25 protein-coding genes are annotated in these 20,471 nt (G+C 51.8%); 24 read left to right on the top strand and 1 reads right to left on the bottom strand.

Annotated features, from left to right (window positions below; all coding sequences use genetic code 11):
* The first annotated feature begins 37 nt into the window (after positions 1-37).
* The 7 genes from SBI19_RS11635 to SBI19_RS11665 all read left to right on the top strand — a co-directional run bounded on the left by SBI19_RS11635 (position 38) and on the right by SBI19_RS11665 (position 6,524).
* Entirely contained in the window at positions 38-1,630 is a 1,593-nt protein-coding gene (locus SBI19_RS11635; protein WP_317968195.1) for a cobyric acid synthase, read from the top strand.
* An 11-nt stretch (positions 1,631-1,641) separates the two neighbouring features.
* A complete protein-coding gene (locus SBI19_RS11640) occupies positions 1,642-2,199 on the top strand; it encodes a cob(I)yrinic acid a,c-diamide adenosyltransferase (RefSeq protein WP_483312276.1) in 558 nt (185 codons plus the stop codon).
* A gap of 21 nt (positions 2,200-2,220) precedes the next feature.
* A complete protein-coding gene (locus SBI19_RS11645) occupies positions 2,221-3,036 on the top strand; it encodes a cobalamin-binding protein (protein ID WP_317968199.1) in 816 nt (271 codons plus the stop codon).
* Positions 3,033-4,439 (top strand): cobyrinic acid a,c-diamide synthase CobB, encoded by a 1,407-nt coding sequence (locus SBI19_RS11650; RefSeq protein ID WP_317968201.1) that lies wholly within the window; start codon positions 3,033-3,035, stop codon positions 4,437-4,439. The genes SBI19_RS11645 and SBI19_RS11650 overlap by 4 nt, the downstream gene beginning before the upstream one ends.
* Positions 4,440-4,682: 243 nt before the next feature.
* On the top strand, positions 4,683-4,988 hold the full coding sequence (locus SBI19_RS11655; protein ID WP_317968203.1) for a hypothetical protein: 306 nt from the start codon (positions 4,683-4,685) through the stop codon (positions 4,986-4,988).
* 131 nt (positions 4,989-5,119) lie between these two features.
* The gene (locus tag SBI19_RS11660; protein WP_317968205.1) at positions 5,120-5,722 is read left to right on the top strand and encodes a Crp/Fnr family transcriptional regulator; all 603 of its coding nucleotides are present in this window, start codon (positions 5,120-5,122) and stop codon (positions 5,720-5,722) included.
* 58 nt (positions 5,723-5,780) lie between these two features.
* Entirely contained in the window at positions 5,781-6,524 is a 744-nt protein-coding gene (locus tag SBI19_RS11665) for an SDR family oxidoreductase (RefSeq protein WP_317968207.1), read from the top strand.
* A 76-nt stretch (positions 6,525-6,600) separates the two neighbouring features.
* Here SBI19_RS11665 and SBI19_RS11670 read toward each other — a convergent pair whose 3' ends face one another.
* Positions 6,601-6,996: a VOC family protein gene (locus SBI19_RS11670; RefSeq protein ID WP_317968209.1), complete on the bottom strand. Its 396-nt coding sequence runs from the start codon at positions 6,994-6,996 to the stop codon at positions 6,601-6,603.
* A gap of 545 nt (positions 6,997-7,541) precedes the next feature.
* On the opposite strand from SBI19_RS11670, the gene SBI19_RS11675 reads away from it, so the two are divergent.
* From SBI19_RS11675 to SBI19_RS11755, 17 genes are all read left to right on the top strand, one after another.
* Positions 7,542-8,273, top strand: coding sequence for a ZIP family metal transporter (locus SBI19_RS11675; protein WP_317968211.1), 732 nt, complete (start codon positions 7,542-7,544; stop codon positions 8,271-8,273).
* A gap of 213 nt (positions 8,274-8,486) precedes the next feature.
* Positions 8,487-9,455: a metal ABC transporter solute-binding protein, Zn/Mn family gene (locus SBI19_RS11680; RefSeq protein WP_317968213.1), complete on the top strand. Its 969-nt coding sequence runs from the start codon at positions 8,487-8,489 to the stop codon at positions 9,453-9,455.
* Positions 9,456-9,474: 19 nt separating this feature from the next.
* Complete coding sequence (locus SBI19_RS11685) at positions 9,475-10,239, top strand: metal ABC transporter ATP-binding protein (RefSeq protein WP_317968215.1); 765 nt, start codon at positions 9,475-9,477, stop codon at positions 10,237-10,239.
* A 5-nt stretch (positions 10,240-10,244) separates the two neighbouring features.
* Complete coding sequence (locus SBI19_RS11690) at positions 10,245-11,180, top strand: metal ABC transporter permease (RefSeq protein ID WP_317968218.1); 936 nt, start codon at positions 10,245-10,247, stop codon at positions 11,178-11,180.
* On the top strand, positions 11,177-12,076 hold the full coding sequence (locus SBI19_RS11695) for a metal ABC transporter permease (protein WP_317968220.1): 900 nt from the start codon (positions 11,177-11,179) through the stop codon (positions 12,074-12,076). The genes SBI19_RS11690 and SBI19_RS11695 overlap by 4 nt, the downstream gene beginning before the upstream one ends.
* 270 nt (positions 12,077-12,346) lie before the next feature.
* The gene (cspD, locus tag SBI19_RS11700) at positions 12,347-12,547 is read left to right on the top strand and encodes a cold-shock protein CspD (protein ID WP_110044167.1); all 201 of its coding nucleotides are present in this window, start codon (positions 12,347-12,349) and stop codon (positions 12,545-12,547) included.
* 86 nt (positions 12,548-12,633) lie between these two features.
* On the top strand, positions 12,634-12,855 hold the full coding sequence (locus tag SBI19_RS11705) for a cold-shock protein (protein WP_317968224.1): 222 nt from the start codon (positions 12,634-12,636) through the stop codon (positions 12,853-12,855).
* A gap of 385 nt (positions 12,856-13,240) precedes the next feature.
* On the top strand, positions 13,241-14,023 hold the full coding sequence (locus SBI19_RS11710) for a sulfite exporter TauE/SafE family protein (RefSeq protein ID WP_317968226.1): 783 nt from the start codon (positions 13,241-13,243) through the stop codon (positions 14,021-14,023).
* 148 nt (positions 14,024-14,171) lie between these two features.
* Complete coding sequence (locus SBI19_RS11715) at positions 14,172-14,369, top strand: hypothetical protein (RefSeq protein ID WP_317968228.1); 198 nt, start codon at positions 14,172-14,174, stop codon at positions 14,367-14,369.
* Positions 14,370-14,613: 244 nt separating this feature from the next.
* Positions 14,614-15,000 (top strand): rhodanese-like domain-containing protein, encoded by a 387-nt coding sequence (locus SBI19_RS11720; protein WP_317968230.1) that lies wholly within the window; start codon positions 14,614-14,616, stop codon positions 14,998-15,000.
* Between the two features lie 111 nt (positions 15,001-15,111).
* Positions 15,112-15,426, top strand: a complete 315-nt coding sequence (locus SBI19_RS11725; protein WP_317968232.1) for a rhodanese-like domain-containing protein — start codon at positions 15,112-15,114, stop codon at positions 15,424-15,426.
* Between the two features lie 114 nt (positions 15,427-15,540).
* Complete coding sequence (locus SBI19_RS11730; protein WP_317968234.1) at positions 15,541-16,689, top strand: MBL fold metallo-hydrolase; 1,149 nt, start codon at positions 15,541-15,543, stop codon at positions 16,687-16,689.
* Positions 16,690-16,726: 37 nt separating this feature from the next.
* Positions 16,727-17,311, top strand: coding sequence for a sulfurtransferase TusA family protein (locus SBI19_RS11735; RefSeq protein WP_317968236.1), 585 nt, complete (start codon positions 16,727-16,729; stop codon positions 17,309-17,311).
* Positions 17,312-17,377: 66 nt separating this feature from the next.
* Positions 17,378-17,605, top strand: a complete 228-nt coding sequence (locus SBI19_RS11740; RefSeq protein WP_191205629.1) for a sulfurtransferase TusA family protein — start codon at positions 17,378-17,380, stop codon at positions 17,603-17,605.
* A gap of 34 nt (positions 17,606-17,639) precedes the next feature.
* Positions 17,640-18,119, top strand: coding sequence for a DsrE/DsrF/DrsH-like family protein (locus tag SBI19_RS11745; protein WP_317968240.1), 480 nt, complete (start codon positions 17,640-17,642; stop codon positions 18,117-18,119).
* A gap of 89 nt (positions 18,120-18,208) precedes the next feature.
* On the top strand, positions 18,209-18,475 hold the full coding sequence (locus SBI19_RS11750) for a metal-sensitive transcriptional regulator (RefSeq protein ID WP_191205627.1): 267 nt from the start codon (positions 18,209-18,211) through the stop codon (positions 18,473-18,475).
* A gap of 234 nt (positions 18,476-18,709) precedes the next feature.
* A complete protein-coding gene (locus tag SBI19_RS11755; RefSeq protein WP_317968243.1) occupies positions 18,710-20,155 on the top strand; it encodes a methyl-accepting chemotaxis protein in 1,446 nt (481 codons plus the stop codon).
* The last annotated feature ends 316 nt before the right edge of the window (positions 20,156-20,471 follow it).

Genomic DNA, 20,471 nt, shown 5'->3' on the forward strand with positions numbered 1-20,471 from the left:
ATTGTGCTCCTCTTTCTTTCACTTTAGGAGGGAATTCATGATGTCGGACTGCTTCAATACTAAAGTGTCGTACGAGACCGAAGGGACAGACTCGCGGCATCCCGCCGCAACGATCATGCTGCAGGGTACGGCGTCCGATGTCGGCAAGAGTCTGCTTGCGACAGCGCTGTGTCGTATCTTCAAGCAAGACGGCAGGAAGGTGGCCCCTTTCAAGTCGCAGAACATGTCGCTCAACTCTTATGTGACGCCTGATGGCCGAGAGATCGGCAGAGCGCAGGGAATGCAGGCGGATGCTTGCGGCATTGCGGCGACGACCGATATGAACCCGATCCTGCTGAAGCCAACGAAGGACATGGTATCGCAGGTTGTCGTGCATGGCAAACCGCTGATGGATATGGCCGCACGGGATTATCGGGAGCACTACCTTCCCAAGGCAGGGGCCATCGTGAGGGAGGCGCTTGCCCGTCTCCGTGATGATCATGACATTGTCGTGATCGAAGGAGCCGGCAGTCCGGCGGAAGTGAACCTGAAGGATCGAGACATTGTCAATATGCGGCTGGCAAGTTGGGCAGACGCTCCGGTGCTGCTGGTTGCCGACATTGATCGTGGGGGCGTATTCGCAGCGATCGTCGGCACGATGGAAATATTGGAGCCGGAAGAACGGGACCGCGTGAAAGGCATTATTATTAACAAATTCCGCGGGGATGTCTCGCTGTTGACGCCCGGCGTAGATTGGCTGGAGCAGCGAATCGGCAAGCCGGTGCTTGGCGTCGTACCCTATCTCGGCGGGCTGCAGCTGGAAGACGAGGATGGGGCATCGCTGGACGCCCGAGGCTACCGTGCGCGTGCGACCTCGAGCGATGAGCTGGATATTGTCGTGATACGGCTGCCTCGCATCTCGAATTTCACCGATTTTGACCCGCTGCAGCATGAGCCCGGCGTCGTCCTTCGTTATGTGCGTCATGCACGCGAGTGGGGAGAGCCGGACATCGTCATTATACCCGGAAGCAAAAACACAGTGGAGGATTTACTGTTCCTAAGAGAATCAGGCCTTGAAGCACTGCTGCTTAAACACATCCGAGAGGGCGGCAGAGCGGTAGGCATCTGCGGGGGCTACCAGATGATGGGCCAACGGCTGCTCGACCCCGACGGCGTTGAATCGAACGTTCCGGAGCTGGCGGGACTGGCCATCTTCCCAATGGAGACGGTATTCGCGAAGGAGAAGACGACGGAGCGGGTGACAGGAACGTTCGGGGCAGGTCTGAACGAAGCGATAACGGTGGAAGGGTATGAAATTCATATGGGTCGGACGACCTTCACGGATCCAGTCATGCAGCCTTTCCGCATCCGGTCAAGCCGCTTGAATGAAGAGTCAACTTCGTATCATCTGGATGGAGCCATATCATATGACTGCCTCCTATGGGGTACGTATATCCATCATATTTTTCACAATGATCAGTTTCGCCATAATTGGCTGAACGAAGCGCGTCATAGCAAGGGACTGCCGTTGTCCGAAGAAGAAACCCCGTTCGGCCGTCTGCGGGAGATGAGCTTCGATCGACTGGCCGACCATGTTCGCAAGCATGTCGATATGGCGGCGATTTACAAGATCATGAACGGAGGGAAATAGCAATGAACGAGATGACGGAAGCAAGCAAGCCTAGCAAGGAACGAGGGTTGGTGCTTGTCTATACTGGCGATGGCAAAGGAAAAACGACGGCAGCGATCGGCGTGGCAATTCGTGCCGCAGGACGAGGATTAAAGCCATTGATCATTCAGTTCATTAAATCGCCGGAACGTTCGTATGGCGAGGCGATCATGCTCGACAAGCTGGATATTCCGATTCATCAGATGGGCGTCGGCTTTACCTGGCTAAAGACGCCGGAGGAGCATCGCGAGGCGCTGGCGAAGGCGTGGGCTTATGCGAAGGAACGGATTCTTTCTGGAGAGCATGGGCTTGTCGTACTGGATGAGATCAACAATGCGCTCGCGATCGACCGTTTCCCGATTGACGATGTACTGCCGCTTGGAGACGTGTTGGAGACGATTCAGCGCCGTCCGCAAGGGCTGCATCTCGTGCTGACCGGGCGCGATGCGCAGCCGGAGGTATTGGCGGCTGCCGATCTCGTAACGGAGATGAAGCCGCATAAGCATTATTATGATGAAGGCGTGCCGGCTGTTCGCGGCATCGAATTTTAAAGAAAAATGAGGTCTGGAGCCATGAGAATCGCATCGCTGTGTCCAAGCAATACAGAACTGCTCGCATTCGTCGGCTTAGCTGATCGGATTGTTGGCGTCGATAAATATTCGGATTGGCCGCAGACGCTGAACAACGTTCCTCGGCTGGGCTCGGATATGGATATCGATATGGACGCGCTGGAGGCGCTTCGGCCGGATCTGGTCGTCGCGTCGCTGAGCGTTCCAGGCATGGAACGAAATATCGAACGCCTGGAGGAGCGGAAGCTTCCGTATATTGTCCTTGATCCAAACAGCTTGGCCGATATCGGCAGCAATATGCTGACTGTAGGCGCTGCAACGGATACGCTGGCGCATGCTACTGCGGCACGAGAACGGTATGAGCATATGCTGGATCAATATCGCGAAATAAGCCGGGCGGTGACAGAGAGGCCGAGGTTATATTGGGAATGGTGGCCGAAGCCGGTCTTTACGCCAGGCGGCGCCAATTGGTTGACTGAAATTAGCGAGCTGGCGGGCGCGGTCAATGTATTTGCCGATGATGAGAGGGCGAGCGTGCAGACCGATTGGGAGGATGTTGTCGGTCGTGATCCCGATTATATCCTGCTTGCTTGGGTCGGCATACAGCAGCATCTCGTTAAGCCGAATACCGTTAGCAGCCGTTTGGGAGGGTCGGAGCTTCGTGCTGTTCGAGACAGCAACGTGCTGGTCATGGAGGAGCCGCTGTATTGCCGACCATCGCCGCGATTAGTCGCCGGGCTTAGCAAACTGGCTGCTGCGCTGCACCCCGATCACTATCCCGCATATGACGAAGCGAAGCTGGAGGAGTGGCTGGCATGACACGGTCGATTGTTATAGCGGGACCCGGAAGCGGAGAGGGCAAGACGACGGTCGCCATCGGATTGATGGCAGCGTACCAGAGCTTAGGTTATGCCGTGCAGGGCTTCAAATGCGGTCCGGATTACATCGATCCGACTTATCATACGGCTGCAACAGGCAGGCCTTCTCGCAACTTGGACAGCTGGATGTGCGCGTCGGCCGCTGCTCGCGAGCTGTTCGAGAGAGGCGCTCGCGGGGCGGATATCGCCATCGTTGAAGGCGTAATGGGAATGTTCGATGGGAAGGACCCGCTCAGCAATGAGGGGAGCACGGCGGACATTGCCAAGCTGATCGACAGTCCGGTGCTGCTGGTCGTCGACTGCAGCGGCATGGCAAGGAGTGCGGCAGCCATTGTGAAAGGTTTTCAGAGCTTCGATCCCGATGTTCGAATTGCTGGCGTTGTAGCGAACAAGGTCGGCAGCCGCGGGCATTTTGAAATGATTCAGAAGGCAGTCGAGCAGGCGTGCGGCATTCCGGTTGTCGGATACCTTGAGCATGGCGACCAGCTTGTTCTGCCGGAGCGACATTTGGGCTTGGTGCCGTCCATCGAGAGAGGGGAGTTGTCTCCATTCTTCGAGCTGCTGGCGGAGCGGGTTAAAAGCGGATTCGAGCTGGACCGGCTGCTGAAGGCGATGGGGACCGTTAAGGAGAGTGCGAGCGCGGCAATACATATACATGGTAGCTCCCTGTTTGCAGGGGATCCCATCTCGCCCAAGGTGAAGATTGCAGTAGCGAGAGACGAAGCGTTCAGCTTCTATTATCCGGAGAACTTCGAGCTGCTGTCGCACTACGGCGCGGATATCGTTCCTTTCTCGCCGCTGCGAGGCGAATTGGTGCCGCCGGATGCAGACGGGCTGTATCTCGGAGGAGGCTTTCCGGAGGAATTCGCGGAGGCGCTGTCCCGGCAGGTTGAGACGCTGGAATCGATTCGTTCAGCCATTCGCCGAGGGCTGCCGACGATTGCAGAGTGCGGCGGGTTCATGGTGCTGACGGAGGAGATGATCGCGCGCGATGGAGTCGGTTATCCAATGATCGGCATCATTCCGGGGCGCGTACGAATGCAGAGCAAGCTCGCCGCAATGGGCTACCGCGAAATTACGGGCGCGCCGGGCAATTTTCTTATTGGCCCAGGAGAGCAGGCCAGAGGACACGAATTCCACTATTCGGTCTATGAGCCGAATGATTGTGTCGAGGAGCCGCTTCCTTACGCTTATGTGACGAAGGGGATGTTCGGCCAATCGCCGGAAGGTTTTATTGTCGGAAGCCTCGCCGCCGGTTATACCCACATCCATTTCGGATCGGCGCCTTGGCTTGCGAAGCGCTGGGTCGAGGCGTGCGCGAAGGCGCGGGGACGTCACCTATAAGTTTGCCAAGCGCTTGCCAAGTGCTTCCTCGATATGGAAATTCCGGCTGAGTTGCGTGCAGCTTTGGAGGCATATCGAGCATAACTTGGCATAGCGAATGTATCTCAATAAAGGAACACCTTAATCGGTGTCCCTTTATTGAGATACTGTCGGTTTATCTGGAAGCTTCGCTGCTTATTGCTTATCGTGCAAACTGTAGTAGAATGATGTCTATGCAGGACTATGGGATAAAGAGGTGCACGAATGGCAATTAGCTTCACCCGTTCTATCATCACTCGACTAGAGAAAGAGATTGCTGACCTTCAGAAGCTCGTTCGTGAACATAAGAAGAAGCGTGATCATATGTTGGCCCAAATCAAACAGCTTCAGCGCGACCAGAAATTGAGTCAATCGATGAACGATTTGAGCAGCAAAATTTCACGGGAAGTTAAGCTTAAGAAAGCCATTGATGAGATAGATGGCATACTCGCTCAGTCGACTAAGCAGTTGGCGGAGAAGCAGGCACGTTTGGCCGAGCAGCAGCAGAAGCAGGAGCAATCTGCGGAATAAGGTTTAGCAAGTGAAAATGGTTGGGCAGAGGGATATCTGCTCAGCCATTTTTGTTGTTTCTAACGGAGCTCGCTTGGTTCAGGTCCAAGGAAACCGTACAGCCTGCCGCGAATACATCGAATAATAGGAGCGTGATCGGAGAGATGAAGGCGCAGCAGGAAGAGATCGAACTTTTATTATCCGCATTCGATAGGCTAGTCGAGATTCCAGACGAGGAGCGGGTGGTCTTCCGAACACTGATCGAGCGTAAGACAATACCTGCACAGAGCCATTTCGTGTTGATCGGAGAACCGACGGCAGACATCGGCTTCTGCTTGAGCGGCTTGTTCCGCCTTTACTACACGACTCCAGATGGCATCGAGTACAACAAAAACTTTTGCGGGAAGAACGAGTTTATTGCAGCATACAGCTCCTTGCTGATGAAGGAGCCAGCTTACTTCTCCATCCAAGCACTGATGGACAGCGAGCTGCTCGTCGTACCGTTCCGGAATTTCGAGACGTTGTTCGATCGGCATGCTTGCTGGGAGAAGCTGGGACGTAAGATTGCCGAGGGCATGTTCATAAGCAAGGAGAGGCGTGAACGGGAGCTGCTCATGTTGTCTGCGGAAGAGCGATACCGTCTATTCCTCGGTCGCTATCAACATTTGGAGAACCGGATTCCGCAGTATCAGATCGCTGCTTACTTGGGCATCACGCCTGTCGCGCTCAGCCGAATTCGCCGCAGATTAACTTAGGTTAATGAGAATCCTCGCTCTCCCTTCTAGAATTAGAGGTCGAAGGGGGAATGGGTAGATGAAATCGGCTGGACATAAGGTGCTCATTACAGGAGGGGCGTCGGGGATCGGATTGGCGCTGACGGAACAATTCGTTCGCGAGGGCAATAAAGTAATCGTCGTAGGGCGAGATCGGAACAAGCTGGACGCGGTGCGGGCACAATTTCCTGGCATCGTCGTATATGTCTGTGACTTGCGTTCGACGGAGGAGACCGAAGCTTTAGCGGCGAGGTTAACCGCGGAGCATCCCGATTTAAGCGTGCTCGTGAACAATGCGGGCATGCAATACGAGGAGTCGTTTCTTGACCCGCGAGACGACAGAATCGGTGAGCGGATCTCCGAGGAGATTGGTTTGAATCTCGTTTCTCCAATCCGATTGACGGCTAAGCTGCTGCCCATACTCGCGCTTCGGGCGGAAGCTGCTATCGTGAATGTATCGTCTGGACTGGCTATTTCGCCGAAAAAGAGTGCTCCCGTCTATTGCGCGACGAAGGCCGGAATCCATCTTTTCACACAGTCAATAAGATACCAGCTCGAATCGACGAACATTCGGGTGTTCGAGATCATTCCGCCGCTCGTGGACACGGAGATGACGCGGGGAAGAGGCGGGAGAAGGAAGCTTCCCCCAGGTGAGCTAGCCCGTCAGTTCTGGCGTGCATACAGGCGCGATCGGCTCGAGGTGCCAATCGGCAAGGTCAAGCTGCTGAAGCTCATGAAGCGTCTCGTCCCTTCGGCGGCCGATGCGCTGCTCAAGAACGGATAGGGGCATACGAAGCATAGGAAGCATAAAGCAGAAACACCCGCATCCAGACTTGGATGCGGGTGTTTCTTTATGAAGTCTACTTCGCATTCGAATCCGGCTGATGAATACCGAAGAGGTTGCCTTCCGTGTCGATGTAATACCCCTGCCACGCCATGCCAGGCAGCGCGTATTTCGGTAAAGCCAGCGTACCGCCAAGCGCTAATATCTTCGACTCGGTGGAATCGTAGTCGGCTACCCCTAACGTACATGCGAAGCCATTCATCGGCTGCCCAGGCTGTGGAGCGGGACCTTGACGCTTCACCAGCGCGCCGTTAATCCCCATCTCCTCGGCGTCCCCTGTCGTGGCCCCGAAGTACGGCATACCCGCATACTCGCTCCAATCCTCGAACGTCCACCCGAATATCTCCCCATAAAACTTCTTCGCGCGCTCCATGTCATCCACATGAATCTCGAAATGCACAACTCTACCCATAAGTCCCTCCTTGGTTCCGGCTTTGTAATATAGTTCTTTTCTAGGATTGCCAATCCTGTTAGGGGCAAGTCTCCTGAAAGAATAAAATTATAGTGAATAGACTAACATTCTATCGTTTACAGGAGGGAAGCTTCCCTTTGAATCCATTTTACAATTCCTACCTTCCCTCCTAATATGTAACTAGACTGCTCGCTGGTGTTCTGATTGGCGGTATGCTTGGTGCGTTATTCACGAATAGCATTCTGACTGTGCTGCTCTCCGGCGCGGGCATTCACAATGTTCAGTTCATCATCAAGGCACCCGTAATTATTGGCTTGTGTGTGGGACTAGTGCTGCTGGCATATGCCGTTTCAATGACCGCAGCTTACGGATGAAGCATATTACTCCGCATGGATTAATAACGAAATAGTGTTCCATCCAACGAGCTCAGCCATCGCTGAGCTTTTTTATTTTCCCTATACGAATTGCAGCATGTCCTATATCTCGTACAAGCGCATAGGATGATAACGGACTGATGCTTGAATGTAGTGGGGAGGCAGGGAAGAATGAATTTTGCAATGCTGGCCAGCTTGTTGACCGCTCTATGCACCGTGCTTGGAGCCCTTCCGATTCTATTGTTCACCCAAGTGACGCACCGGGGAAGAGATATTCTGCTGGCGTTCACTGCCGGCATCATGGTGTCTGCTTCCACATACGGACTTATTCCGTCCGCCTTACGCTTGTCTAATCTATTCGTGTTGTCCGCAGGTGTATTGCTGGGTACAGCCGTTCTGCTGCTGATGGAGCGATATGTACCGCATGAAGATCCCCATCATGCAGCCGAAGGATCAGCATTGAGAACCGGCGCATTCTTCTTTCTGGCTGCGATGGCCCTTCATAATTTGCCCGAGGGTCTCTCGGTCGGGGTCAGTTACGGGAGCAGCAGTCATAGCCTGGGCGCCGTTGTTGCATTAAGCATAGGGCTGCAAAATGTTCCGGAAGGGTTCCTGACGGCCTTGTTTCTTATTACGCGGGGCATGAGGAAGCACCAAGCGATAGGCTGGACCGCGATGACTGGATTAGTGGAATGGTTGTTCTGTTGGGTCGGCTATACGTTTAGTGACGGCTTTCAGGCTATCGTCCCCTATGGACTTGCGTTCGCAGCGGGAGCGATGCTGTTCGTGGTGTACAAAGAGCTGATTCCGGAGAGCCACGGCGACGGGAATGAACGCTCTTCGACCTTTGCTTTTATCGTAGGACTGCTGTTCATGATTGGCATGACGCACATGCTTACGTAAGGGTTTGCTTAAGGACAAGAAAGTTTCCTTAGGTAAAATTTTTGTTGCGAGGGAAAGACTCGTGGTATAAACTAGAAGTCGAAGGGTGGAGAGGGCGCTTTTTTTTGCTCGAAAAGTTTCCTTGACGCAACTTATTTAACCTGGGGAAAGAACTTGTCCGTCGTCCAGATGCAAGTCATCCAATCTGCTTGAAGAGAGAAGGGAAGAGAACAGATGTATAAGTCAACAGTTCATTGGAACGGAGCGATTCATCGATTGTTTCTTGTCGTACTGATCATTAGCTGCTTCACGATCTTGTCCGCATGCGGCAGCAAGAATAGCGATGGCGAAGCGGGGGAAGGCAAGATTAAAGTGACCGCAACGATCGGCATGATCACAGATGTCGTCAAGCAAGTCGGCGGCGAGCATGTCGTGGTGACCGGGCTGATGAAGGCAGGCGTCGACCCGCATCTGTTCAAAGCGTCGGAAGGGGACATTAATAAACTGGATCAAGCCGATATCATCTTCTATAACGGGTTACATCTAGAGGGCAAAATGATTGAAATTCTGGAGAAGATGGCGCACAAGAAAACGACGGTGGCCGTTTCGGATAACATCGATCATGCCACGCTGCGTACGGGAGCGGAGAATGGCATGGATACGGAATTCGATCCGCACATCTGGTTTAACGTCAAGCACTGGATGAAAGCGACGGAGTCGATCAGGGATACATTGGTCAAGGAAGATCCGACGCATGCGGATGATTATAAGCGCAATGCGGACAGCTATTTGAAGCAGCTGCAAGAGCTTGATGCTGAAGTCGCTGACAAGATCAACACGATTCCAGAACAAAGCCGCGTCCTTGTTACAGCTCATGATGCATTCGGTTATTTCGGCGATGCTTACGGCATGAAGGTGATGGGATTGCAGGGGATCAGCACCGCATCCGAAGCGGGTACCCGAGACGTTACGGACCTGCGTGATTACTTGATCGAGAACAAGATCAAAGCGGTATTCGTTGAATCCAGCGTGCCACGCAAGGCGATTGATGCGGTTATTCAGGGGGCTGCCGAGAAAGGTCATGAGCTGATTATCGGAGGCGAATTGTTCTCGGATGCGATGGGAGCGGAAGGAACGACAGAGGGCACGTATATAGGCATGGTTCGTCATAACGTCGATACGATCGTAAACGCGTTGAAATAATAGAAGAGGAGAGGTTGTTATGAGAACGGATCCGCTCACGATTGAGAATCTGTCAGTGGCCTATCAGAAGAAGCCTGTGCTCCGAGGCGTTTCATTCACGGTGCCGGAAGGTAAATTGATTGGCATCGTCGGCCCGAACGGAGCAGGCAAATCAACCTTGATTAAAGCGGCGTTGGGACTGCTTCCTCGATTGTCCGGGGATGTCGCCATCTATGGCAAAGCCTATAAAGAGCAGCGTAAGCTGGTCGGTTATGTTCCTCAGCGAGAATCCGTCGATTGGGATTTTCCGACGAATGCGCTCGACGTTGTTATGATGGGACGCTACGGTCATTTGGGCTGGTTCAGACGCCCCGGCAGCGCGGAGAGAGCAATCGCTATGGAGTGCCTGGCGAAGGTCGGAATGGCGGACTTTGCTGACCGACAGATCAGCCAGCTTTCGGGCGGACAGCAGCAGCGAATCTTTCTGGCTAGAGCGCTTGCTCAGGACGCCAAGCTGTATTTTATGGATGAGCCGTTCGTCGGGGTTGATGCAGCGACGGAGAAAGCGATCATTACGCTGTTGAACGAACTGAAGATGCAAGGGAAGACCGTATTGGTCGTCCATCATGATCTGGCTACTGTAGAGGAATATTTCGACTGGGTCATGCTGCTCAATGTAGAGCTTATTGCTTTCGGTCCGACGGAGCAGACATTCACCGCCGATAACTTGCAGCAAACGTACGGCGGGAGGCTGGCCCTGTTGAATCGAGATACCACGACCTCCGTCATTACAAGCGGGAGGTGATCGGGATGCTTGAATGGTTGAGTTTGATCAAGGATCCGAACGTGCAATGGATTGTGCTTGGCTCCATGCTGCTCGGGTTAAGCAGCGGCGTTATCGGCAGCTTCGCTTATTTGCGCAAGCAGTCGCTGATGGGCGATGCTTTATCGCACGCGGCACTGCCCGGCGTTTGCATCGCCTTCATGCTGAGCGGCTCGAAGTCGATCCTTCTATTCCTGATTGGCGCTGCAGCGGCTGGAATAGTGGCGACCTTCGGCATCGGCTTTATAACCCGCAACACCCGAATCAAGCAGGACTCGGCGTTGGCGATTGTGTTGACGGTTTTCTTCGGACTTGGCATCGTACTGCTTACCAAAATCCAGCACAGCGGCAACGGGAATCAGAGCGGACTCGATAAGTTTCTGTTCGGCCAGGCCGCTTCAATGATTCATTCGGATGTCATCATCATGGCTATTATTTCAATTGTGCTTGTTGGAATATGCACCTTGTTGTTCAAAGAATTCAAGCTGCTCAGCTTCGATGCAGGCTTCGCACGCGGAATCGGATATCCCGTGGCCTTCATGGATCAGTTGATTATGTTCTTGATGGTCGTAGCCGTTGTCGTTGGCATCCAGGCCGTGGGAGTCGTCTTGATGGCCGCTCTCTTGATTACGCCCGCGGTGTCGGCCCGATATTGGACGGAGAGGCTTGGGCTGATGGTTATACTCGCTGGATTATTCGGTGCATTCAGCGGTTTAGCCGGCACCTTCATCAGCGCAAGCGGCAATAATCTGCCGACAGGTCCATTAACGGTACTCGTTGCGACAGCGCTGTTCGTCATCTCCGTAATAGCGGCACCTCGCCGCGGATTGTTATCCAAATGGCTGCTTCGCGTTTCTGTCCGCAGTCGAGTTAGAAGAGAGCAAGCGATACTTCAGATCAGCGGGGAGGAGCGTTCGCAATGAGCACATTCTGGATCATCCTGACAGGCTGCCTTGTGGCAAGTGCCTGCGGCATTGTCGGCTGCTTCCTTGTTCTGCGGAAGATGGCGATGGTCGGAGATGCGATCAGCCACTCCGTCCTGCCAGGGATCGTGATTGCCTTTCTGATTAGCGGTTCAAGGGATTCCTTCTTTATGCTTCTCGGTGCGGCGGTCATTGGGCTGATCACGGTCTTCTTGATACAGCTGTTTCATCAGAGCGGCGTCCAATCGGATGCGTCAATCGGCGTTGTCTTTACTGCGCTCTTCGCGGTCGGCGTCGTTCTGATCAGCATGTATACGAGAGATATCGATCTGGATCTGGATTGCGTACTGTATGGCGAGATTGCCTATGTACCGTGGAACACCCTCCAGATCGCAGGCGTCGATATCGGTCCGAAGGCGGTCTGGGGCGTCGGGCTTGCATTGCTGCTCTGCGTAGGCGTAATCGCCGTGTTCTATAAGCAGTTCAAAATATGCTCGTTCGATCCCGTAATGGCTGCGGCAGTCGGCATTCCGGTCGCATTGTTCCATTACTTGCTGATGGGGCTCGTTTCCGTAAGCACGGTGGCTTCCTTCGAAAGCGTAGGCGCTATACTGGTTGTCGGCATGCTTGTCGTACCGCCGGCTACGGCTTATCTGCTCACGGAGAAGCTTAGCCGAATGATGATCTACAGCGTTATTATCGGCTGCGGCAGCTCGGTATTCGGCTATTATGTCGCAAGGCTGCTGGACGCTTCGATCGCAGGCAGCATGATCAGTGTTGCAGGCGGAATCTTCCTCGTTGCTCTGCTCTTCTCGCCATCGCATGGCGTGCTTCTCCGTAAGTGGAAGCAGAAGCAGCTGCTGCAAGAACAAGCTTCCGACGCAACGATCGCTTAATCAGACGCTGCAAGAAGAGATGGCGGAGGGAAGGCTCAGCCAATCAGGCTGAGCCTTCCTGAATTGCGCATAAGAGTAAATTTGGGCGGACTTGCTGAAACGTATTGCAAAATCGGGAAGATCGCGTTATAATGGATTGATTGGAATACTGACCTTTAATTCACATGTTGTAGAAGGTTATTGTTTTAATGCAATAATTTTGTACAATATGTGAATTTTTATTTTTAACAGAAAATAAAAGCACATATAACTTGAAGGAGGTGCACACACATGCAAACAGGTACAGTGAAATGGTTCAACGCAGAGAAAGGCTTCGGCTTTATCGAGGTTGAAGGTGGTAACGATGTATTCGTACATTTCAGCGCAATCGTAGGCGACGGCTACAAATCGCTCGACGAAGGTCAACGCGTAGAGTTCAACGTTGTTCAAGGCAACCGCGGACCGCAAGCTGAAAACGTAGTAAAACTGTAGTATTTGTAAGTACAATGCCTCGAACACCATGTTTGGGGCATTGTTCTTTTCTGGAACGCTTTGAGTGAATGGGAGGAGGACAAGCTTTGTACTATTCAAAGAAGAAAGAAGCGGAAGTCCCTGTTGAGATGACGGCGGTATGGCACTGTACACAGGATGGCTGTAACGGATGGATGAGGGATAATTTTGCATTTGAAGAGGTGCCGACTTGTCATTTCTGTCACACGCCGATGGTCAGCGGGATGAGAGAACTACCTGTACTGGTCAACACGAGGGAGATTCAGAAGTCTGTTTCGAAAGGCAAGTAAATCGGTAATAGAAGCTAGATTGTCAGACAATGATCGTTTCTTAAGTCTGTCTGCATCATCATGAAAAACCACATCCGCATGAGGATGTGGCTTTTTCGATTTCATAACGTTCAATCGTTAAAGCCGTGTCCGGATGAGGATATGGCTTTTTTGTCTTGTTCTTGCACCGATGATCCTCATGCCGGTTAACTGAAGCCGGATTTGTGAATAGGCAAGTTAGCTGTTGTATTGTATCAAATAACGAGCGACTAACCTTTTTTTATACAGATCATAATCTGCTGCGCTCAATTGACAAGGAGGGAATCAGGATTTATTATAATACCCATGGGGGTATATGTATCATACATCATGCTCAAATGACAACAAGAATGGGGAGTGTTATAAGATGGATTTAGATTTTGGTTGGCTGCTCACATTGTTCGCAATCGGGTTTATCGGTTCATTCATTTCCGGCATGGTAGGCATCGGCGGTTCGATCATCAAATATCCGATGCTGCTCTATATTCCGCCAGCGTTGGGGTTTGTTGCATTCACCGCACAAGAGGTATCGGCGGTTAGTGCTGTACAAGTATTCTTCGCGACCATTGCAGGCGTATTCGCTTATCGCAAGAGCGGGTTGATTAACAAACACTTGGTGCTCTACATGGGTATACCGATCGTAATCGGCAGCTTTGTTGGCGGGTATGGCTCCAAGTTTCTGCCCGACTCGGCTATCAACCTGACCTATGCGGTGTTGGCGCTTGTTGCGGCTATTATGATGTTCCTTCCGAAGAAAGGGCAAGAAGGCGATTATGCCAAGCTTCAATTCAACAAACTGATTGCCGGTCTATCGGCTGCGGTCGTCGGCATTCTGTCGGGCGTCGTTGGCGCAGCCGGCGCATTCATTACCGTACCCATTATGCTCGTCGTTCTCAAAATACCGACGCGCGTCGCGATCGCTTCTTCGCTCGCTATTACATTCATCTCATCGATCGGATCGACCGCCGGTAAAGTGATGGGCGGACACATGCTGCTCGTTCCGTCGATCATTATGGTGGTTGCGAGCATCATCGGCTCGCCGATTGGCGCGAAGATCGGTCAGAAGCTTAACGTGAAGGTGCTTCAAATGGTGCTCGCTTTATTGATTACAGCAACGGTTGTGAAAATTTGGTTGGATATTTTGTCGTAAAATACGATGGTCTTTTTTTGACTATTAGAATACCCTAAGGTGTATATGTATACTGAACAAAGAGCGAACGCATGATCAGGAGGCGCTCGCTCTTTGTTCTATCTGCACATGTTCGATGGACGCAGGTTGTCAGCAAAGGAGTAGGTTCATGTATACCGTACAAGCAGGTACATTCGTGCTGAATTTGGAAATCGTCATCTATCTGTTCGCGGGCAACGACGACCGAGGCGAAACCGTCGGATGTCGATGGCTTCGCGAATATGGACTGACTTTCCCTGTCGTTCGAGACGAAGCGGGGTTGTCAAACGGCAATACAAAGTTACCGCCTATCCGACCACATACGTGATCGATAAGAACGGTATTATAAGAAACAAGTATGCCGGTGCGATCAATGATGAGATTATGATAAAGGCGATTCGGCAGCTGGAATAGTATTCGATCATTCGTCCTGATTTATCAAAAAATTAACTTTGAATTAGCTCTTGCAAACATACCCCATGGGGTATATAATGAAAACAAGTTAAGCGACACACTAAATTTTTTTAAGATCATTTATACCCCGACGGGTATCAATACAAGGAGGTGAGTTCATGGACACGAATCTTATTATCAACATCGCGATTGGCGCTGGCATCGTATGGTTCCTTGCTTCCCGTTTCAAAGGTGTGAAGGGACTTCGCAACGTAAATGCCGACCAGATGCAGAATGAGCTCAAATCGAACCGAAACCATATGCTGATCGACGTGCGCGAGCCAGGCGAAGTGAAGCAAGGTTATATTCCGGGCGCCATCAATATTCCATTGTCCCGATTGCAGCAACGCGTAAGTGAAATTCCTTCCGACCGGAGCGTCTACCTGTATTGCCGAAGCGGAATGAGAAGCAAGCAAGCAGCAAAAATTCTCTCCAAGAGAGGTTATCAGAATCTGGCGCATTTGCAAGGCGGCATCATGGCCTGGAGAGGTCAGTTGAAGAAATAAGAGGAAGTTGACAAGTACGAATCGAAGACCTATTATAATACCCATACGGGTATATGTTGACTGGTCATTATCAAACATATATACAAACAATAAAAGCAAGGAGAGATTGAAATGGCTGGTAAGTTTTCTAAAGAGATCACGACCGACGAAGTGGCAGCTTTAATCAAACAAGGAAACAAGCTTCATATTGTGGATGTGCGCGAGTTGGACGAATGGCAATCCGGCCATATCCCAGGTGCGAAACATATTCCGCTGGGCACGCTTGGGCAAAGACGTTCAGAGATCGATTCGAAGCAAGAAACCATCGTCGTCTGCCGCAGCGGCAATCGCAGCGGTCTGGCATGCGAGATGCTGGAATCGCTCGGTTACGATGTCGTCAATATGACCGGCGGCATGATGAACTGGAACGGAAATCTCGAATTTTAAAGCTTGTGACGGAACGAAATAAACGACAATCAGAGTAAGCCATTGCCGAAACAGGCAAAAAATTTTAACCAATTATATACCCATAGGGGTATACCCATAAAGGAGCGAATACAAATGACTACAACTGCAACGTACCAACCGATGACGGCTAAAGAAGTTACTCGATATGTTCTGGACAAACAACCGTTGTTTATCCTCGACGTTCGCAATGAAGGCGACTATAACGACTGGCGAATCGAAGGCGATTCGATTGAATCGATCAACGTACCTTATTTCGAATTGCTCGAAGGCGTAGACGGCATTATGGACCGCATTCCTGCCGAAGGCAAAGTGCTCGTTGTATGCGCGAAGGAAGGCTCGTCCATATTCGTAGCCGAGCAGCTGGCTGAGACTGGCCGTGCAGAAGTGTTCTACCTCCAGGGCGGCATGAAGGCATGGAGCGAATATTTGGAGCCTGTGAAGGTAGCTGACCTGAAGGATGGCGGCGAACTGTACCAATTCGTACGCATCGGCAAAGGCTGCCTGTCGTATATGGTTCTTTCCAACGGCGAAGCGGCTACGATTGATACCCTGCGCATGACGGACGTATTCGAGCAATTCGCTGCAGAGAAAGGCGCGACGATCAAGCATACCATCGATACGCACCTTCATGCGGACCACATTTCCGGCGGACGCCAGCTGGCTGAGAAGCTTGGCGCTACGTACTGGCTGCCTCCGAAGGATGCAGGTGAAGTGACGTTTGAATATGCAGCACTTAATGACGCCGAAGAAATTACGGTTGGCGACACGCAAATCAAAATCCAGGCGATCTACTCGCCAGGCCACACGATCGGCAGTACGTCCTTTGTTGTAGACGACCGTTACCTGCTGTCGGGCGACATCCTGTTCGTAGAATCGATCGGACGCCCTGACCTTGCAGGCCTTGCAGAAGACTGGGTTGGCGATCTGCGCAACACGCTGTACAACCGTTACAAAGAGCTGTCTGAAGAACTGGTCGTGCTTCCTGCACACTTCGGCAAAATTACAGAGCTTGGAGAAGGCGGCAAAGTATCCGCTCGTCTGGGCGATCTGTACCAGAACAATCCAGGACTCAATATCCATGACGAGGCGGAATTCCGCCGTGCAGTAACGGAAAATCTGCCGCAGCATCCGAACGCTTACCAACAGATCCGTCAGACGAACATGGGTAAAATCGCACCTACGTCCGATGAGCAGCGCGAAATGGAAATCGGACCGAACCGCTGCGCTATTCACGACAAGTAAGCTGTAGATCGTAAAGAATCGAAAGGGGATCATACAATTGACTAACCAAGCACAAATTCAAGTAGACCTTACGCTTGATTGCAAAGGGCTTGCCTGCCCGATGCCGATCGTGAAGACGAAGAAAGCCATCGAGACGGTTCAAGCGGGACAAGTCGTCGAACTTCAGGCAACAGATAGAGGCTCGCTCGCCGATATCCAAGGCTGGTGCAAAAATACAGGTCATCAATACTTGGGAACGATTGAAGAAGACGGCGTTCTGAAGCATTACATCCGCAAGTCGAATGCGGATGAAGTAAAGCCGGAAACGAAGTTTGCGGTAACGATGACGACGGAGGAGCTTCAAGCGAAGCTCTCCGGCGGCAACGCAATTACAGTGCTGGACGTTCGCGAGCCTGCGGAATATGCATTCCAACATGTAGCATCCGCAATTAACATCCCAATGGGTGAACTGGAAGGCCGCATCGGAGAATTGAAGAGCGATGCCGCTATCGCAGTTATTTGCCGCACCGGCACTCGCAGCGACCTGGCTTGCCAGCTGCTGCAGGACAAAGGCTTCACGAATATCTCGAACGTATTGCCGGGAATGACCGGCTGGAACGGCCCAACGTCTAAATTAAACTAATAACTATCGGATTAACAAACTAAGGATACGGTCACGGACCGATACATTTTGAGGAGGACAACACAAATGAATAAAGATCTGGTTGTAGATACGAAAGGCCTGGCATGCCCAATGCCGATCGTAAAGGCGAAGAAAGCGCTGGACGGCTTGCAGTCCGGTCAAGTCATGGAAGTGCTCTCGACGGATAAAGGCTCGGTCAATGACTTCCAAGCATGGGTGAAACAGACGAACCACGAGCTCGTGAAGCACGAAGAAGAGCAAGGCGTCTACAAGTTCTACGTCCGCAAGGCATAAATCTTAATCATCGAGAGGAGAATGGATAATCGTTATGGAGCAAAAGAAGAAAACGACAATCGTATTGTTCAGCGGCGACTATGACAAAGCGATGGCGGCCTTTATCATTGCCAATGGCGCAGCGGCTTACGATCATGACGTTACGATCTTTGCAACCTTCTGGGGATTGAATACGCTTCGCAAGGATGAAGCGGTTCAAACGAATAAAGGTATGCTGGAGAAAATGTTCGGCTGGATGATGCCGCGGGGCGCGAACAAGCTGGGCTTGTCCAGAATGCAAATGCTCGGCATGGGACCGAAAATGATCAAGCATGTTATCAAGAAGCACAATGCAATGACGCTGCCGCAGTTGATCGAGCTGTCGCAGGAGATGGGCGTCAAGATCGTGGGCTGCACGATGACAATGGATTTGCTCGGCATCCAGAAGGAAGAGATGATCGACGGCATTGAGCTCGGCGGCGTAGCTGCTTATCTCGGGGACGCTTCCGAAGGCAACGTAAACTTGTTTATCTAGAAATTCGGATAAAGAGTATGAGCGCGTACCTTTATGCTTTATAATATACCCATACTTGTAAGTGTGCGTTCAGAAAGGATGAAGAAGATATGGATTATAACTACTCGGATGAGATCAAAGCGCGCCTCAAACGAATCGAAGGACAAGTTCGCGGCGTATTGCGCCTCATGGACGAAGGAAAACCGTGCAAGGATGTCGTAAGCCAGCTGTCGGCTGTTCGCAATGCTTCCGACCGGGCGATCGCGCAGATCGTTGCCGAGAATCTTCAGCAATGCATCCTGGAAGAGCAGACGACAGGCGGGGACACAAGCAAGCTCGTTAAGCAAGCGGTGGAGCTGCTGGTGAAGAGCAGATAAGGTATTCGTTAGGATAAACGAATGAAAGCCTATGCGGCTATAATTGCTGCGTAGGCTTCTCTTCGGCAAGCAGCAGTCGGCATTGCGCCAGGAGATTTACGTCGATTATGGACTCAGCGATCCGCTGAGTTTTTTTGCTTCTTCTTAACCCAGAACATCCCGCAGCCGATATCAATGGTTAGGAACATTTAGAGAGCCGTAATTGTACATACTTAAGGGGAGAGAAGGGTTAGCATGTCTGCGAGCTTGCTAGAACTGCACAAGAAGAACAAATTGATGGTGTGGCTGCTGATCGGAACGCTGATATTGGGAATCGCGATATCGGACGCAGGGATTCAGAAGACGCTGGCGATAGTCGGCATTCCGTTCTGTCTATTGTGCATCGGATTGACGTGGAGACGGGTCGGCGTTCCTCATATTCGGTATTTGGTATCCATAGGGCTGGGCGTGATCAGCTTCTTCTTCATACGAGCGGGAACCACGTTCGACAGCTTGTATCTCCTCTATTTCACACTGGCGATTATTTCGATTTATCATGATTATCGTCCGATTGTGCTGAGCGGAGTGTTGTCGATCGGGATGACGATCTATTTTGGACAGACGAAGGAGATCTTCGCATCGGTTCCGACGGTTGACCTGGTCGCGTATCAGGTGGTGACGTTGGCGGCGTTAATCGCGCAGAGCATTCTGGGAGCGAAGACGACCAAGAAAGCAGAAGTGAGCGCTGCGGAGTCGGCGGAGGCGAGAACGCGTACGGAGGATGTGCTGGGCGAAGTGAAGCATTCGGTCCACGTATTGGGCGATTCCATTCACAGCTTGCAGCGCAATGCCGGCCACACAGGCGAAATCTCTTCACAGGTAGTCGTCGCTTTCCAAGAAATCGCAAGCGGCATCGAGACGCAGGCATCCAGCGTGACGGATATCTCGAACGCTATTCTTCAAGTAAGCGAGAGCATTGGAACGACGATGGAGGCTTCCGTCTCTATGAGCGAGAAGTCCAAGGAAACGGCGGAGCTCACGATGCTCGGCCATTCGAAGATGGAAGAGCTGTCGCGCAATATGAATGAGATCGATCAATTGGTTGGCACCACATCGGTCGTCATGAATGAGGTTAACGAAGAGAACGCGAGGATTGGCAATATCGTCACGACGATCCAAGAGATTGCGAACCAGACGAATCTGCTGTCGCTGAATGCTTCGATTGAGGCTGCTAGAGCCGGCGATCATGGCAAAGGTTTCTCCGTCGTCGCATCCGAGATCCGCAAGCTGGCGCAGCATGCGCAAGACGCATCCACCGATATTGCGAGCATTCTTGCATCGATCCAATCCAAGATCGGACAAGCGACGGGGCTGGTGCAGCAGGGACAGACGATTGTGGGAGCGGGCAAAGATTCGGCCGCAAGCGTAGCGGAGCTGTTCAGCGGCATTCAGACGAATACCGTGGACGTGCAAGACCAAGCGGGTCATATTCGTGAACTTAATGAGGGCCTGAATGCGGCATCCCATACCGTCGTGCAGGAGATTGCAACGGTAGCATCCTTCACCGAGCAGTCGGCGGCATCTGTTGAAGAGGTGCTGGCAAGCTCGATCGAGCAGCAGCGTTATGTCGAAGATATCGTATCGGCAATATCGCAGCTGCAGGAGCTCATGACGAAGCTGGATCAGACGGTAAAACGCTAACAGGGTTAAAGGTACAGCAGGTTAAGAAACCACATCGGCGGATGTGGTTTTTATTTTGCCACGACAAGTAAAAGGTTATGGTGTGATTCATATAATTGTTAATTCAATATAGGGAATTCGATCATATGAACCACTTCTTAAAGCAGGGGAGAACAGCCTCGAAGGCATATACGGTGGAACATTGGGAGCATTCTGAATGATCTGAAATTTTTAGAATAGAAAATTGGATTTGGTTTGGTTATAATGGTTTCGTTAACCAGTTAACAAAAATCGTAATAACTCGCTCACAGCATCGTCTAAGCCTTGCAGCCGGCCA

Origin of the sequence: Paenibacillus sp. CCS19, from assembly GCF_033239625.1 — a bacterium.
Classification (GTDB): Bacteria; Bacillota; Bacilli; order Paenibacillales; family Paenibacillaceae; genus Paenibacillus_T.

Coding starts and splice junctions, on each gene's coding strand:
- SBI19_RS11635 (WP_317968195.1), top strand. CDS start 38: ATGATGTCGGACTGCTTCAATACTAAAGTGTCGTACGAGACCGAAGGG.
- SBI19_RS11640 (WP_483312276.1), top strand. CDS start 1,642: ATGACGGAAGCAAGCAAGCCTAGCAAGGAACGAGGGTTGGTGCTTGTC.
- SBI19_RS11645 (WP_317968199.1), top strand. CDS start 2,221: ATGAGAATCGCATCGCTGTGTCCAAGCAATACAGAACTGCTCGCATTC.
- SBI19_RS11650 (WP_317968201.1), top strand. CDS start 3,033: ATGACACGGTCGATTGTTATAGCGGGACCCGGAAGCGGAGAGGGCAAG.
- SBI19_RS11655 (WP_317968203.1), top strand. CDS start 4,683: ATGGCAATTAGCTTCACCCGTTCTATCATCACTCGACTAGAGAAAGAG.
- SBI19_RS11665 (WP_317968207.1), top strand. CDS start 5,781: ATGAAATCGGCTGGACATAAGGTGCTCATTACAGGAGGGGCGTCGGGG.
- SBI19_RS11670 (WP_317968209.1), bottom strand. CDS start 6,996: ATGGGTAGAGTTGTGCATTTCGAGATTCATGTGGATGACATGGAGCGC.
- SBI19_RS11675 (WP_317968211.1), top strand. CDS start 7,542: ATGAATTTTGCAATGCTGGCCAGCTTGTTGACCGCTCTATGCACCGTG.
- SBI19_RS11680 (WP_317968213.1), top strand. CDS start 8,487: ATGTATAAGTCAACAGTTCATTGGAACGGAGCGATTCATCGATTGTTT.
- SBI19_RS11685 (WP_317968215.1), top strand. CDS start 9,475: ATGAGAACGGATCCGCTCACGATTGAGAATCTGTCAGTGGCCTATCAG.
- SBI19_RS11690 (WP_317968218.1), top strand. CDS start 10,245: ATGCTTGAATGGTTGAGTTTGATCAAGGATCCGAACGTGCAATGGATT.
- SBI19_RS11695 (WP_317968220.1), top strand. CDS start 11,177: ATGAGCACATTCTGGATCATCCTGACAGGCTGCCTTGTGGCAAGTGCC.
- cspD (WP_110044167.1), top strand. CDS start 12,347: ATGCAAACAGGTACAGTGAAATGGTTCAACGCAGAGAAAGGCTTCGGC.
- SBI19_RS11710 (WP_317968226.1), top strand. CDS start 13,241: ATGGATTTAGATTTTGGTTGGCTGCTCACATTGTTCGCAATCGGGTTT.
- SBI19_RS11715 (WP_317968228.1), top strand. CDS start 14,172: ATGTATACCGTACAAGCAGGTACATTCGTGCTGAATTTGGAAATCGTC.
- SBI19_RS11720 (WP_317968230.1), top strand. CDS start 14,614: ATGGACACGAATCTTATTATCAACATCGCGATTGGCGCTGGCATCGTA.
- SBI19_RS11725 (WP_317968232.1), top strand. CDS start 15,112: ATGGCTGGTAAGTTTTCTAAAGAGATCACGACCGACGAAGTGGCAGCT.
- SBI19_RS11730 (WP_317968234.1), top strand. CDS start 15,541: ATGACTACAACTGCAACGTACCAACCGATGACGGCTAAAGAAGTTACT.
- SBI19_RS11740 (WP_191205629.1), top strand. CDS start 17,378: ATGAATAAAGATCTGGTTGTAGATACGAAAGGCCTGGCATGCCCAATG.
- SBI19_RS11745 (WP_317968240.1), top strand. CDS start 17,640: ATGGAGCAAAAGAAGAAAACGACAATCGTATTGTTCAGCGGCGACTAT.
- SBI19_RS11750 (WP_191205627.1), top strand. CDS start 18,209: ATGGATTATAACTACTCGGATGAGATCAAAGCGCGCCTCAAACGAATC.
- SBI19_RS11755 (WP_317968243.1), top strand. CDS start 18,710: ATGTCTGCGAGCTTGCTAGAACTGCACAAGAAGAACAAATTGATGGTG.